Annotated in this window: 12 protein-coding genes, 1 pseudogene and 1 riboswitch; all 13 genes and pseudogenes read right to left on the reverse strand. The window is 35.4% G+C overall.

From position 1 onward, the window contains the following. Positions 1-890: pseudogene (locus CCC31_RS12230) on the reverse strand (ATP-binding protein); the annotation flags it as partial. A 208-nt stretch (positions 891-1,098) separates the two neighbouring features. Beyond that, positions 1,099-1,683, reverse strand: a complete 585-nt coding sequence (locus CCC31_RS12235) for a helix-turn-helix transcriptional regulator (protein WP_004612086.1) — start codon at positions 1,681-1,683, stop codon at positions 1,099-1,101. Between the two features lie 168 nt (positions 1,684-1,851). After that, positions 1,852-2,235, reverse strand: a complete 384-nt coding sequence (locus CCC31_RS12240; protein WP_003062614.1) for a YdcP family protein — start codon at positions 2,233-2,235, stop codon at positions 1,852-1,854. Positions 2,236-2,250: 15 nt separating this feature from the next. Beyond that, complete coding sequence (locus tag CCC31_RS12245) at positions 2,251-2,577, reverse strand: YdcP family protein (protein ID WP_042741781.1); 327 nt, start codon at positions 2,575-2,577, stop codon at positions 2,251-2,253. A gap of 236 nt (positions 2,578-2,813) precedes the next feature. Then, entirely contained in the window at positions 2,814-5,864 is a 3,051-nt protein-coding gene (locus CCC31_RS12250) for an SrtB-anchored collagen-binding adhesin (RefSeq protein WP_290851859.1), read from the reverse strand. Between the two features lie 266 nt (positions 5,865-6,130). Beyond that, entirely contained in the window at positions 6,131-6,481 is a 351-nt protein-coding gene (locus CCC31_RS12255) for a hypothetical protein (protein ID WP_117910666.1), read from the reverse strand. A 244-nt stretch (positions 6,482-6,725) separates the two neighbouring features. Then, positions 6,726-7,481: a 4-hydroxy-tetrahydrodipicolinate reductase gene (dapB, locus tag CCC31_RS12260; RefSeq protein ID WP_117910665.1), complete on the reverse strand. Its 756-nt coding sequence runs from the start codon at positions 7,479-7,481 to the stop codon at positions 6,726-6,728. A 21-nt stretch (positions 7,482-7,502) separates the two neighbouring features. Next, entirely contained in the window at positions 7,503-8,387 is an 885-nt protein-coding gene (dapA, locus tag CCC31_RS12265) for a 4-hydroxy-tetrahydrodipicolinate synthase (protein ID WP_290851862.1), read from the reverse strand. Between the two features lie 158 nt (positions 8,388-8,545). Next, positions 8,546-8,723, reverse strand: a riboswitch (Lysine riboswitch). A 115-nt stretch (positions 8,724-8,838) separates the two neighbouring features. Continuing rightward, the gene (locus CCC31_RS12270) at positions 8,839-10,149 is read right to left on the reverse strand and encodes a glycosyl hydrolase (protein WP_290851863.1); all 1,311 of its coding nucleotides are present in this window, start codon (positions 10,147-10,149) and stop codon (positions 8,839-8,841) included. Positions 10,150-10,318: 169 nt separating this feature from the next. Beyond that, on the reverse strand, positions 10,319-11,896 hold the full coding sequence (locus CCC31_RS12275; protein ID WP_290851865.1) for a glycosyl hydrolase: 1,578 nt from the start codon (positions 11,894-11,896) through the stop codon (positions 10,319-10,321). A gap of 89 nt (positions 11,897-11,985) precedes the next feature. After that, positions 11,986-13,572 (reverse strand): glycosyl hydrolase, encoded by a 1,587-nt coding sequence (locus tag CCC31_RS12280; protein ID WP_290851867.1) that lies wholly within the window; start codon positions 13,570-13,572, stop codon positions 11,986-11,988. Positions 13,573-13,729: 157 nt separating this feature from the next. After that, positions 13,730-14,959 (reverse strand): InlB B-repeat-containing protein, encoded by a 1,230-nt coding sequence (locus CCC31_RS12285; protein ID WP_260978105.1) that lies wholly within the window; start codon positions 14,957-14,959, stop codon positions 13,730-13,732. Positions 14,960-15,061: 102 nt separating this feature from the next. Next, positions 15,062-16,201: a fibronectin type III domain-containing protein gene (locus CCC31_RS12290; protein ID WP_290851870.1), complete on the reverse strand. Its 1,140-nt coding sequence runs from the start codon at positions 16,199-16,201 to the stop codon at positions 15,062-15,064. Positions 16,202-16,227 lie beyond the last annotated feature (26 nt).

The following is a 16,227-nucleotide window of genomic DNA, read 5'->3' on the forward strand; positions in this document are numbered from 1 at the left end:
CACTTCGCCGTACCATGCCCTCATAAAAGGCATTGACGCAATCAATCATTTCTTCTTTGGTGTGATAGACATTAGGCATGACTGTTCCCAAGTCTGCAAGGTCGCTGTTCTTTGGGTCTAAATGTAAAGGACAGCGTTGGTATGCAGTAAGGCTTCAATGAGCGTCAGCAGAAAATAAGTTTTACCGCCACCAGTCCCACCAGCAATCAAAGCGTAGGGAGTGCGTCATATTCCCACACAAGATTTTTCATCACCTAAGACAGCCGTTTTCTGCCCATACTTCATCAATGGTAATGCGGTTTGCTATCATGTCATAAAGCAGGGTGTATTCAATATAGCCGTCATGTAAGGTCTTGTCGGTCAGCTCGCAATACAAGCCACTTTCCAATTTATCCTCTAACCGTAAAAGCTGGTCTTGATATTTTCCTAACGTGATTTCACAGCGGATATGGAGCAATCCCTTTTCCATTTGATAATAAATCTTTGGAAACCAGACGATTTTTTCCCTTGATCTGCTTTGCAGGTCAGTAAAAAAACCGCTGTCTTGTACGGGTATCGGCTTCATACCACTTATTTTCCAGTATCATTCGTGCCAGCTTTTGACGGTGCAATAGCTTCTTGAAACTGTCGTAACAGAAGCGGTAATACAGAAAAGCGACCAATGCACAAACACCAGTCGCTATCAGCACAGTTATGAAGTTGTAAGGGGAAAGCGTCAAGCCGTTTTCTAACAAGCTGAAATGTTCCCAGTCGGTACGCATGAGCTGTTTGATGTTCAGTAGCAGAAGAACCGCCATGAATACAAACAGAAGCGTCCCTATGGAAAAGTGGTAGACAAGGTGCTTGTCGCTGGCTCTGATACGGTGTCCTTTGTTCCAAATCATACGCATAAATCAATCCTTTCTAGGTATGAAAAAAGCAGTCAATCCTAAGACTAACTGCTTAATCAACAATAAAGTGTAAATTTTATTGTTTCTTTTCTTCTTTTTTATCTTTTTTATTTTTTCTATCCCACCAAGTACCTGCTAATGAGCAACTTACACCCATAACTATAAAGGCAATCATAATAAGCCAAAATTCCATGATTTTTCCTCCCTTTTAAATTAAGTGCTGACAAATTAAAATTACAACAAAACATATAATAAGTGCGATTACACCTGCAATGAATGCAAATATGATTTTTTGATAATTTCTTTTTCCTATTTCTTGTTGTGTTTCATCATGCGTTAATTGCTTTCCGTCAATAAATGCCAAAATTTCTTTATAGGTTTGAATGTCATGGCTCTTTTTGAATTTTTCAATCTTACTTGCCGTATAGAGCGTTATTGCAAACAAGCATAACCAAATAATAATTCCTATATTTCCCTTAATACTAAATAAAGGATAGGCACTTATGGCTACGACTATCAATTCAATTAGGAAAACTACACTTATCACATTAAACTTTTTAATAGTTGCTTTTTCTACAATCTCCCTCATCTCCTTTATATCTTCTTTTATAAAATTATCTAAAGACACATTGAAGATATTAGATAAAGTAATTAAACTTTTAACATCTGGACAACTTTTATTTGTTTCCCAGTTAGAAATTGTTTGTCTTGAAACAAATATTTTAAGAGCCAGTTCTTCTTGAGAAATTTTTTGTTGTTCCCTAAATTTTTTGATTTGTAATCCAATATCCATCTTGAATCTTCTCCTTTATTGTATATGAATATAGCTATTTTGTCTGTCAAAAGCCTTTGACATTGCCATTTTCCCTTGTCAAAATAGTTTTACATGGCTTAAAACAGAACTTTTCAACTAATTATATCGGTTCTATATATAAGTTACAAGAAAAATATGGGCTCACATTTATTTTTTCATCTGTCCTTGCGGTACATGGTTCTGTGGATTGCCTGCGTTTTGATTGCCTTTATTCTTCAACACAATATCCTCTGCCTTTACATACCAGTCCACATCTGCACCCGTATAGGTTTTTCGTGATACCGTATCTGCTACTGGATTGACAAGCTCCACAACTGCATTGTACGGAAATTCCCTTACTGGTACTTCTGGCGGTACGGACACGGGGATAATTCCACCATGCAAACTGCACTTCAAATCATAGATACGCTTTTTAAGCTGGGTACTCGGTGTCCCGTCCTCATTCTGCAAGAACACATCACGCACCGCTGTAAATTTTAATTCTCCAAATGTTTTCTCTTTGTCAATGACAAACCCGTTTGATAATCTCATAATGTTTCCACTCCTTTACTTTTCTTCAACTGCTACAATATCATCAGCAAGCAACACATAATCGGTATGTCCCATATCCCCGATTGCGTAACCTCTGCCGTATAACTTCGGATTGACAAGTTTTACTTTCTGCTCATACTTGAAATGCTTTTCGCCAGCCTGCACGGGAATTTCTACCACAACATTTTCCCCTCTCTGTACATCTGAATAAAGGTTGTAGCTTCTTCTTGCGAAAAATCTGCGGTTATCTTTATCTCTCTCAAAAACATGGTCGCTTTCGCCTGCAAATTCAAGAGTTCCAAAAGACTGTGCCATATCTGGCACGACATATTTCATTTCCATAGTGTTTTACCTCGTTTCTTTCTATATTTGATAAGTTTTTTGATTGTGATTTCTTATTCTGGCGGTTAGGGAAGTACCAGCAATCCCACAGATAGTAAAGGGTAAAATAAATGCTTACGCACCCTTGACTATCCGTGTTCTTGCAGGTTGTTGGCAGACAAGCCAGAATAAGCGTAAGTCTGCCGACACGGTATCGGCGGAGAGCGTGATTTTTCTTTTCTCATATCGTTACCGCCTTATGATTTCTTCGTTTGACGGCGTTTGTAGAAGAAGATACCTGCCAGTCCAGCACCAGAAGTTAGTAATAATGCAAGCAGTCCGTAAAGGTTCGTGTTATCGCCCGTTTTTGGACTGTCTGTTTTATGCGGTGTATCTGGTGTCTGTGGTGTTTTGGGTTTCTCTGGTTCTTCTGGGACTTCGGGTTTTTCCTTAAAGGTAATCGTCTGTCCCTCGTTGTCAATGTCTTTATGCTCGGTAACTTTCTTCGGCTCGTCTGGATTGCTTAAATCGTACAATTCTTCAAAAGTTACAAGCTGTTTGCCGTCAAGAGAAGTAGCGTCAAAGGTAAAGGCAACTTCCGCTTTCATAGTTTCGCTGTCTGCGGTAAAGGTGTAATCACTTTCCACACGTTTTCCATTGATAAGAAGCTCTGCATTTTCTTCTTTCAACATCTGCCAGCCTACAAGTTTGTACTGTGTGCCGACTTCTAAGCCCTCTAAGGTTATGGTATCAATGATTGTTACCTCTTTTCCAGCTTCAAGCTCTTTGTTGCCGTCCTTATCGGTAGCAGTCGTATGAATTTTGATGATACGCTCTGTGATAAGTACCGTCTGTCCGTCGTCCTCAATGTCTTTATGTTCCGCAACTTTTACGGGTTCTTCTGGATTGCTCAAATCGTATAATTCCTCGAATGTTACCAGATTTTTACCGCCAAGCTCGGACGCATTGAATGTATAAGTAATTTCCACTTTCATAGCTTCATCATCAGCAATAAAGGTATAGTCATTTTCTACACGCTTTCCGTCAATGACAAGTTCAGCGTTTTCTTCCTTTAACATCTGCCAGCCTTTGAGCTGATATTTTGTGCCTTTTGTAAGTCCGTCTAATTTGACGGTATCAACGATTGTAACTTCTTTTCCTGCAAGGATAGTCTTTTCGCCGTCCTTGTTGGTCGATGTGGTATGGATAGAGATTTCTTTTTCGTATTCATCAGTCAAAGTCCCTAAATCAATCACAAGATTATTTCTTGATACTACGATTTCAAAAGGTGGGATAAGTTCAAAACCTTTGTTGCTTTCACATTTTAATTCTTCAATGATGTAGGTATCATAAGGTAACGCACCCTTGCTGTCGTCTGGTTCAGAAGTTCCAAACCATACACCGTCCTCGCTGGTCTTTCCTGCGTTGGTATTGTGCTTATGAGAAGCCCAGTCAGCAGAAGTGGAGAACTGCCCGTTATCATCAGTTACCACGACATGACTTTCTCCCGTCGTCTTGCTTGTGATCCTAAAGGGAACATCAGCAAGACGCTTGTGTGTGCCTGCACCGATTTTCACGCCCTCAATATCTCCACGCTTAATCTGATTATAGATAGAATGAGCTTCGTCGGTTAAGTCTACGATTTTTCCATTTTCTGTGATTGTAAAATCAATCGGTTTTGCACCGTCAGTTAAATAACCGTCGGGAGCTTCACTTTCAACGATACGGAAATTTCCATAAGGTAAGAGGTCAGAAGAAGTAGAAGCGATACCCTCAATATCTGTACGAATTGTTTTTACCACTTCATTTTTCTTGTATAACTTGCCCTCAACCAATACCGCATTATCATTTAAGGAAATGATGTCAAAGGCAGTATCTTTCAAAGTGGCACTTCCTTGTGGTTTGGTATCGCCCGTTTCTAAATCTCGTTTCTGAATTTTCACACCGCCACGGATAACCTTGTCTGATACGGAAAACTGGTTACTTCCAGATAATACGGCAAGGTCGCCGTCCTCGGTAATCTGTGTTACATATAAGCCCTTAATCTGTTCGGACTTATCGCCAGTCTGCATATATGCACCCTCTAACAAGTAGCCGTTTGGAGCTTTTGTTTCTTCAACGGTTAGCGTTCCAAGTGGAAGAACCGCTTTGCCGTCCTGCATATAGAAGCTGTCGCCAGATACCTTGTATGCGTCCGCTAATTTTGTGATGTAATGAGTTGTCCCGTCACTGTCTGTTTCAGCGATTGTCTTTGTAACCCATGTACGAGTAGCTTCGGCAGGGAGATTTCCTTTATTGTAGAAGCCAGCATAATACTTCCATGTAAATTCCGCACCTGCTAAAGAAGCGTTCCCTTGCGGATTGTCTTTCTGTGTTTCCATATCAATCTTGAAAAGCTCAATCAAAGTGTCCGTTACTTTCGGTGTATCTGATACTTTCAAAGTCGCTGTTTTTCCAGCTTCAACCTTTAAGGAATATACAGTTTTATCTACTTTATATCCTGCTGGTGCAGATAATTCCTTGATATAGACTGTGCCAGCCGTTACCTCTGCAACATCTGTATTTCCGTTTTTATCAGTCGTAAGGGTGGCAAGCTGTTTCGTGCAGTCCTTATCAGCAAAGACACCGTATGTCGCACCAGAGATAGAGTAATTCCTGTTACCGTCTGTAATGCTGGCATTACTGGAAGTCTTTTGCAGTTTTGCATTTCCAACATTCAGTTTCGCCCAGAATTGTCCCAATTCCTGCCCCTCGCCAGAGTAGATATAACCGCCACATTCATAGCGCCCTTTATTTTCTTTGACAAAGGCTTTCGCACCAGCAAAAACTTCGTCCTGCGTTGCCTTTGGAATTTCATCATAAGAAGCTCGCACGTTATCACATTGCCAGCCAAGATGTACGCTCAATCTCTGCCAGACAACACATTGTTCCAACAGATAGACTTGCTTGTAGTTCAGTTCCTTGTGAGCTTCGCCATACTGTTTGACATACTCTAAGGATAACGCCACATCTGAAATCTGGTCGGCACTCATGCGTGAGCTTGCGTCAGCTCTGGTCTTGTAGCCGTTCTTAAAATCTGTATTGATGTCAATACAATAGGCAGTTTCGCCCTCGACTTTCATATAGCCCTCATTGAATGTCGAACCAATAGAACCGTCATTCATTACTTTTTCAATGATACCGACACGCTCCGCACTTTCCGTCCAGTATTGCTTACTTTCTGCATGGACGGGTATAGTCGGTAAAGCAGTAACGACAGTTGCAAGAGCTAAGAAGCCCGTACACAATCGTTTCCATGTCTTTTTCATAAATCTAATGCTCCTTTCATTTTAGGTATAAAAATAGACGCTCATTTCTGAACGTCTACATTATTGAAAGGCTTGTCCTCTCACACATATTCTATTTTAATAGGTACAACAGTTGCCTTTCTCCTTGTATTTTCGTTGTTTTCATCACTTGCGTTATCTACAACCTCCATGTCCCGGGTCCAACATAATTTTATAAGCCATAAACACCTTAATAACAAATTCGTTATCATATAGTATGCTTATGGCTTACCAAAAATACCTATATTTTATTTTTTGTTTACATTTGTTTCGTTATTGTTCTGATTATCTCTTGCACCGTTTATGATGTCATCTCCTGCATCTTCAACACCATCGATAACATCATCCACTACATCATCTGCAACTCCGTCACCATTTGTATCAGTTGAACTATTTACGTTTCCTGATCTTCTTGTTGTTTCGTTTCTGTCTGTTCTATTTGTTGTAGTCTCTGTTGTCATTTCATTTGTTGTTTCTACAGTTTCATTCATTGATTCATTCATTTCATCGTTTGCTGCATCATTATTTCCACAGCCTACAAATCCAACCATTGAAAGCATCATTACAAATGCTACTAAGTATTTTTTAATATTGTTCATAATAACCTCCATAAAAGTTTTTACATCATTTATTATGAACACTTTTACAAAAATTATAAAAATATATAAAAAAATAGAAATAATTTAATTTGAAATCAATATAAATTGAGTTCGGCAAAAATCATTTCTATTTTTAAAATATTAAAATGGCATGATTTCGAAAGTTCATAGTTCATAGTTCTTAGCATTAGCAAAGTAACTTTAACTTTCATTTTCCATTCTTTTATACATAACTTTATTCGATTTAATTTAATACATCAGCCATGTTATACATTCCTGTTTCTTTAGAAGCAAGATATTTAGCTGCATCAACAGCACCTTTTGCAAATACTGCTCTTGAGTAAGCTGTATGCTTAATTTCAATTACTTCATCAATTCCTGCATATATAACTTCATGTTCACCTACAATTGTTCCACCTCTTACTGCTGAGATTCCAATTTCCTTTTCAGGTCTCTTTTCTCTTCTGCTGCTTCTATCATATGTATAATCATATTCGTTGTTTAAAACCTGATTAATACAATCTGCAAGTGCTAATGCTGTTCCGCTTGGAGCATCTAATTTCTGATTATGATGCTTTTCCACTATTTCAATATCATATCCTCTGTTGGCTAACACTTCTGTTGCAACTTTTAAAATCTTCATTAATGTGTTAATTCCTAAAGACATATTTGCTGATTTTAAAATAGCAACTTTTTCACTTGCCTTCTGAACATTATCTAACTGTTCTGATGTAAGACCTGTTGTGCACAAAACAACCGGAATTTTCTTTTCTACTGCATACTTTAATAAATCATCTATTGCACTAGCTGTTGAAAAATCAATAATTACATCTGCATCAACATTACAGTCAAAAATATTTGTGAAAACAGGATAATCATTTGCCACTTTGTCATAAGCATCAATTCCTGCGACAATCTGTACGTCTGTATCTTTATTAGCTATATCAGTAATCATTCTTCCCATTCTACCGTTACAGCCATTCATAATTATGTTTGTCATCCTTACCTCCGTATGAAAGCTTTATAAAATTCCGTAATTCTCCATTGCTTTTCTTAATCTTTCTTTGTTAGTATCTGTCATTTCTGTTAAAGGAGCTCTAAGTGAACCGGCCTTATATCCTAACATATTCATTGCTGCTTTTACAGGGATTGGATTAACTTCACAGAATAATGCATCAATTAATTCAATTGCTTCTAACTGAATCTTCTGTGCCTTTTCAATATCTCCATCCATATATGATGCTACCATATCATGAACTTTAGCAGGTGCTACATTTGACCAAACTGAAATAACACCCTTTCCGCCTAATGATAACAATGGAAGAACCTGGTCGTCATTTCCTGAATAGATATCAAGACATCCATCTGCAAGTGATGCTAACTTAGCTACCTGTGAAATATTTCCTGATGCTTCTTTAATTGCAACTACATTCTTTACTTCTTTTGCAATCTTAACTGCTGTTTCAGGAAGGATGTTTGTTCCTGTTCTTGATGGTACATTATACATAATAATAGGAATATTTACTGCGTCTGAAATATCCTTATAATACTGATATAATCCACCCTGAGTAGCTTTATTATAATATGGCGTAACACATAATAATCCGTCTGCACCAACTTCCTGTGCCTGTTTAGCAAGGTTGACTGCTTCTCTTGTACAGTTAGAACCTGTTCCTGCAATTACAGGAATACGCTTAGCTGTCTTATCTACTGCATATTTAATGCATTTAATATGTTCTTCATCATTCATTGTTGAAGATTCACCTGTTGTTCCACAAATAATAATTGCATCTGTGCCTCCGGCAATCTGATTTTCAATTATTCGTCCTAATTCATCATAATTAATTGAACCATCTTCATTCATAGGTGTGATAATTGCTACACCTGCACCTGTAAAAATCGACATTTTAATGTCCTCCTTCATAATCTTAATCCCATTATTTACACCACTTATTTATATACAATCTCTCCGTAACTATCTTTTGTAAAATAAAATAAATTTAATAGTTACATGCGTAATAAAAGGGACCACGTGGTGTGCTCCCTAAAAGTATCGCTTCGATGCTTATAAGTAGCTCTCCATCAGGGTACTTCCTAATGACAGTTATATGGCTCTTAACCATATACCCAAAAATTCATCTCCGGAATGAATCCTTTCGGCGCCACATCCTTTCCTCTGTAATCGTCTGTCTCCGGGACATCATACAGTTTACTAATAAGTAGCGCAACCTCTACTATCATTTAAAATAATAATAGCACTCCACATTATATAAGTCAACCTAATTCACCCCTTTACGAATAGCGGTAAATTATATTTCCCCTCCTTATATAATATGGTCATATTGCTATATTGTCTATCATTTTATCAAAATATCTTTAATATCATTTTCTTTTATTACATCTACGGAATCATCCTGATATCCGGCAGGTATACCTACACTTGAATACAATTTACCAAGTTCAGTAAATTCCCCTGTTGAAATGTCATACAATGCTGATGCTCCATTTCTTGAATCTCTGCTTCCAAATGAAAACCATGCATATCTTTCTACATAATCTCTTTCTTCTAATCCCGGTATTACACCTTTCATATATCCAATAACTGCATCTAACTGCTCCTGATTTTTTCCCGGATCTCCTGATATTGCAAACTCCGTAATCCAAATCGGCTTATGATACATTTCATATGTCTGGTCAATCAAATCTAAAAATGCCTGAACACCTTCATCACTATACCAGTTCCAATAATGATGTAACGCAATAAAATCTATACTAAGATTATCATCTGCATCAATCTGCTCCATAAACGGCTGAAACCAGTCTTTTGACCACGGAGGGCATAATGCTGTTGCCGGTGAACTTATCTGTATGCCTTTATTCATAAAATCAGGCCATGCATCTACAACTTCATCAACTGATAAATTTGACTGATCAGTAAAATCAGGTTCATTGTATGCCAACAAATATTTATATCCCATTTTTTTTAGTCTTTCTATCATAGTTGCCTCTGTTGAGCCATAAGTCCACATCATAGGTATATACTCCATATTTTCAAATGAATAATAATTAAATGGTGTAATATCCCAATTGTAATACCATGATGCATTCATCTTATCTGCTGCAAGTTCTCTTGACATATCCTTATTTACACATAAACCTTTTTTTGAAATATAAATTGTAAATACATCTGAATATATTTTACTTCCGTTATCGTAATCAGCTTCTATGTATATTTCATAAGAATTTGTTTTTGCGCAGTGAAATTCTACTGTAGCAACAGATGCTATATCTGATATGGATTCTTCTTTTTTTGTCATATCTTCCAGCTTCATTCCTGAAACAAAACCTTCATCTTCTTTTTCCTCTTTTGCAAATTCATCCGGCTTTATGGTAAATTTCTTTTCTCCATCTATATAAATATTATATTCGTTTACTTTGCCATATTTTTCACTGTTTTCATATATATCTTCTAAATTTGCAATTGTAATGTCTATGTTTCCCGCGCCTATCATCTTTCCCGGGGTTGGATTAACAAGTGCATTTTCTTTCCATTTAATCAGTGTATCTTCTTTTTTACTATTATCATTTACAAATATACCCACAATTCCTATTGCCGCTCCAAAACAGCACATAATAATTGCAGCAATTAATTTCTTAATATTTTTCATTGATTTTCCCTTAATATACCTTAATCCCTTCAATTTTTAAGCCATAAATACAATTATAAATTTCAATATGTATTTATGGCTTTATTCTTATTCATAATTTGTCTATAAAACTTTTAGTTTTATTCTTTGTAACATATTATTGGACTTTAAATATTTACTCAAATCTGTATTATTTAACTTTTACCGATTTTGTCTTGCTCCATGCGCCATATACTTTTTTAGTTCCAACTTTTGTATATGCTCTTACCTTAAAGTAAAACTTTGTTTTTCTGTCTAATTTCTTTATTGTAACTGTTCTTTTTGTTACATTTTTAGTTATATATCCTCTATACTTTTTGCTGTCAGAATATTTTATCTGATATCCTTTCGCTCCTGCAACCTTCTTGATTTTAATTTTTGCTGTTTTCTTCTTTAAACTCTTTACAGATATAATACCTGTTTTTCTTAGTTTCTTTACAGTAGTACCATCTAAACCATCATTTGCATTATTATTATTGTTATTATTATTATTATTATTATTATCATTCTGTAATGAAGCATACACAACATTCATAGTAGAATTATCTATTGCCGTACAATTTCCATAACTATATCCTTCAGGATTTCCATTCGCAACGTATGCATTTCCTAAATCAGTTAATACACCTGTTTTATTTGTCCATAATGCTGCTGCACCATTTGTTTCATCTGTTGTATCAAAAGAAAACCAAGAATATCTTTCTACATAACTTCTCTCGTCTAATCCTTTTAATACAGCCTCTAAAAATTCTTTACACTGCTTTCTTCCATATGAGTTACTATATCCCCATCCACTAGGAGCAAATTCTGTAATCCATATTGGTTTGTGATACATTTCATATGTTTTATCTACTACATCTGTAAGAAAAGTATTTGCAGCTTCAACTCCTCCATATGTTCCATAATAACAATGAAGTGGTATAAAATCTATTGTACTATGGTCTATTCCATTCATAAATGTTCTAAACCATTTGCCACCTGTATTATTATCAATTCCCCATGATGGACTTAAAGCCGGTGCCGGTGAACCTAAATGGAAATTATATCCCAAAAATTTATTCCAATTATTAATCGCTGTATTTACGTTTATATTACTTCCGCCAACATTTGCTCCCATATCCGGTTCATTATATGCAAGTAAATACTTGTATCCTTTAGATGCAATTGATGATATATATCTTTCTGAGTTTGTTCCCCAAATCATAGGAACATAGTCAATATCTGTATAACAACTATATGTAAATGGATTTACTCCCCAATTATAATACCAACCTATATTCATATCATCAGGTATTAACATTTTCCCCATTTCATTATTTACGCACAATCCTTTTTTAGTAACATAGAAATAGAATGTAGATGATGTTATACTTGAGCCGTCTGTAAATTCAGCAATAATATAAACCTTATGGCGGCTTACTACTGTCGTATAATATTCAAATTGTGTGGAATTAGACGTTGCTGTATTAACTAAAGCATCATCTACATACAACTTATAACCTTTTACTTCTCCTAAATCATTTGCACTTGTCCACTTTATATCAACATAGCCTGCAGGTACTAATTTGCCTGCTACCGGATTTGTTATTGCATTTGTCTGCCACTGTGTTATTGCACCTGCATCACTATTTATTGTAACTGCTTTAACATCATTGTTAAAAGCAGGAGTTCCGGCAATAACCACCGCTGACATCAAAGCCATTGCAATTACTTTTCTTAACTTTCTCATATAATAATCTCCTGTTACCTTTTCAAAATAAATAGGTAAGATACTCACCCCTATTTCCTTTTTCTTTTGTCTAACAATCACTTATGCAATTATTTTTTCTTACTATTTTTAGCTGATTTTGCTTTTTTTGCCTTTTTTACTTTTTTAACTTTCTTTATTTTTGCTACTTTCTTGCTGCTCCAACCTGTATACAACTTTGAGCCATCCATAATAAAGTAAGCTCTTGACTGAATATAATACTTCTTTCCGGCTTTTAATTTTTTAAGTACATATGTAAGTTTTGTTGTACTCTTTGTTTTAGCTTTCTTCATATTCTTATATGTTGAATATTTGATTTCATATCCTGCTGCATTATTTACGCTCTTAAGATTTAATTTAATAGTTTTCTTTTTGTTATTTGCTAATGCAGTATATATAACAGGTTTAACTGATGCTGCACACGCAACTGCTGATGTATCAACTCCACTTGGAGTATATACTCCATAAGTTTTTGCCGGATATCCTGCAGGATTTCCAATTTCTGCGTATAACTTTCCTAATTCTGTTAACACTCCGGTATTTCTGTACCACAAACCTGAAGCACTGTCTGTAAATTTGCTATTGTCTTCAGGGTCGAATGAGAACCATGCATATCTTTCTACATAACTTCTTGCATTTAATCCTTCTAATACAATCTTTAAAAAGTTTCTTGTATTTGCTGCGCATGTAGAATCAGCCATGCTTAAGTTCATATGCTGTTCACCTACTGCAAATTCAGTAATCCAAATTGGCTTATGATATAATGCATATGTCTGGTCAATTGCCTGTAAGAACTGTAATGCGCCTTTAGTTGAATCTAAATCTGTTCCCCAATAACAATGTACCGCAATAAAATCAACATCTAACGAACTATTTGCTGATATCTTTTCCATAAAAGGTTTAAACCATTTATCAGACCAGCACGGTGCTGTAGCTGTTGCAGGTGAGCCAACTTTAAGTCCTGAATTACAAAAATCCTGCCATCTGTTAATTACTTTTTCAATTGACATATTAGACTGATTTGTTAAATCTGGTTCATTATATCCTAAAATATATTTGTATCCATTCTTTTTTGCGTTTTCAAAAGCTGCTTCTTTAACTGTTCCCTGTCCCCATATCATAGGTACATAGTCCATATTATCAAATGATCTGTTTTTAAAATTTTTTTCATTATATGCTGTAAAGCCCCAATTATAATACCAACCAACATTTAATGAAGAAGCATCTATACCTACTCCCATATCTTCATTTATACAAATTCCTTTCTTTGTAACATAAAAAGTACTTGTATTTGTATTAACTACTGTTCCGTTTGTTAATGTAGCTGAAACGTATGCTGTATGTGCAGATACATCAACTGTGTAAAATTCACATGATAAAGTTTCTGATGCTGATGGAGCAACTGTTCCTACTAATGCGTTATCAACATAAACTGCATATGATGAAACTCCTTCTAGGTTATTATTCCACTTTACATCTATATATCCTGCTCCAATTAATGATCCGTTAGCAGGACTAATCAATCCATTATTAGTCCATTCTGTTGTTGAAACTGTAGCAGCTACTGCTTCATTGCTTGTGCTTGCAACATAATTAATTCCTGAAAATGCAACAACTAATGATAATGCAAATGCTAATATTCTCTTTGCTTTTCTCATATCTTATCCTCTCTAACTAAATAAAATGTTTCTACATTTAAAATCAAATTATAGCATCTAAGATTTTTGTTTAAAAAAAGGGCGCAAAGACTTATATGATATTCATATAAAATCTCTACACCCTTTCACCTGCTTAAGATTAATTCTAATATTAAACTTATTTAACTACAACTAACTTCTTAGCTGACCATTTTTTACTAAATACTTTGTTATCTGCTGAATCTGTTGTATAAGCTTTAGCTCTTACGTATACAATTGATCCAGATTTAAGTTTCTTAAGTATAATTTTTGTCTTTTTAGATGTTTTCTGTTTAGCACCCTTAAACTTTGAATTTGTTGAATACTGAACAGCATATCCTTTAACATTCTTTGCTTTCTTAAGTGATACAACTGCTTTCTTAGCACTTTTGCTCTTTACAGAAGCAATTTTAACCTTTGCCGGTGCAGCTGTTTTCTTCCATTTTGCAACAAGAGTTAAATCACTTGATACAAGAGAATTAAAGTTATATAAAACACCATTAGCTGTATAACCTACTAATGTGTATCCTTTTCTCTTAGCTGCAAATGTATCAACCTTTTCGCCTTCATTTACATATTTTGTAGACATTGTCTTATTCTGGCTTACAAAATTAACAGTGTACTGTTTATTAGCTGTAACTACAAAATTGTTTACATGAATATATCCTGCCATACCAATTTCATCAGCATATGTCTTTAAGAATGCACCTAAAGCGAATTTTAATCCAATATTTCCTTTTTTATAATCCTTTGGTACATTGATTACCGCTGAAACCTTCATACTTTCTTTCTTTGAAGAATCTAATGTAATATATCCATCTGATGTAATATTAGATGTTGAAGTTAACTCTAAAGCTTCATCACCATTACCAGGCTTATATGCCTTGAATAAAATATGCTTTGTAGTAATATCCCCTATCTTATTTCCTAATGCATCTTTTTTATTTGCCTTTAATGTGCTGGAAATATCAAAAGAAATTGTGTAATTACGTCCTGCTTCAACAGGTACATTTTCAAGTGTGGCTGTCATACCCCATGGGTTATCATTTACTAATTCATTTGTTAACTTATTGTATTCTCCATCCCATCCGGAATTAATGACAAAGAAATCAAAATTAGAAACTGTTGAACCTGCTGTTATGTATCCTTCAGTTGCATAATCAACACCTTTTGTCTGAGGGATGGCTTTTAAAGCTTCTTCCCATACTCCACCATCTTCTCTAGTACATACAGAGAATGATGTCCATTGTGTTAATCCTGCCAAAACATTTGTTCCTGCAGGAACCGGTGCTGCTGAAGCAACGCCTGCCATTCCTATAGTCATAACAGATGCTAATGCAACCGCCATAGTTTTCTTAAATAATCTCACTTATTTGTCCTCCTAATTACAGTCCTTATGTTTAATATGCGGCAATATTTTGATAATTGCCGCATACTTACTTTTGAAAATTATATTTGCTGTTCTGTTTTATTATTTTTTAATTGTTACTTTTACAGCTTTGCTCCACTTACCAAATCCTGCAGCATTCTTAGCACGAACCTGAACTTTGTATGTCTTACCTACTGCAAGTTTTTTAATTTTAGCATTAGTCTTCTTAGTGTTGTATTTTTTCTTTCCAACTTTAACCTGATATGACTTAGCACCTTTTGCTTTCTTCCAAGTAACCTTAACTGACTTCTTAGCATTGTTAACAGCCTTAACTTTCTTAACCTGTGCAGGTTTGCTTGCTACTACTGCAGGAGCTGCTGTTGTAGGAGCTACTGTATTTGTATTACCTGTTGGAACCTTTGTTGTTGTTGTTGCTTCAGGAGCCTTTGTTGTCTGTCTTTCAGGAATAACGCTCTGTGTATACTTTTCACCCATTAAAGAAATGTCTGTGAATGCTAATGTTCCATGTGCATTTACATTTTCTGATGTTCCATATGCGTATGCATACTTGCAAGCCTTAGCTGCTTCTTCTGTAACTTTTCCAGCCTTAACTGCCTGTGTTAATTCATATGAATAATAATATGAACCATATGCTAACTGAACCTTAATATCATTACTTAAATAATCAGGACTTACAGGAACGTCAAATTCGTATGTTTCTGTTGCTCCTGCTGGAACAGTTATTGTCTTAAATAACATTGTGTTATCATTATCACCTTCAATACCACTATTTACAGTAATTGTAATATTCTTTTCTGTCTTTGTAGTTGTATCTGCTTCCATCATTCCGTTATTAACTGTAAATTTTAATTTATATGTATTTCCAGGAACAACTTTAGCATTAATTTCTGATTTAATCTGATATGGTTTTTCACCCCAGATTTTATCATTTAATACAATTGCATCTTCCGGAGCAGCGCTTTCTGCTGTCCAATTAGCCTGCCATCCTGTAATAGAAATATTAGCAGAAACATTATCTACTGCTGTTGACTTAAATGTTGTCTGTGTAATAACAGCATCATTTGGTTCATAACTTTCTGCTGAACTTGTCCAGCTACCTGTAAGTGCGTTAGCTGTATCAGCCTTAACGTCTGTTGTGTTTACCTTGAATCCTACTGCAAGTGTGGCAACTAAAGCTGTTGTCATAGCACCTGCCATAACTTTGTTGAAAACCTTTCTCATCTTCAATTTCCTCCTCAAATAAAATT

The sequence above is a fragment of the Eubacterium sp. LMAG:50 genome, assembly GCF_008680265.1.
GTDB classification, from domain to species: domain Bacteria; phylum Bacillota; class Clostridia; order Lachnospirales; family Lachnospiraceae; genus Eubacterium_U; species Eubacterium_U album.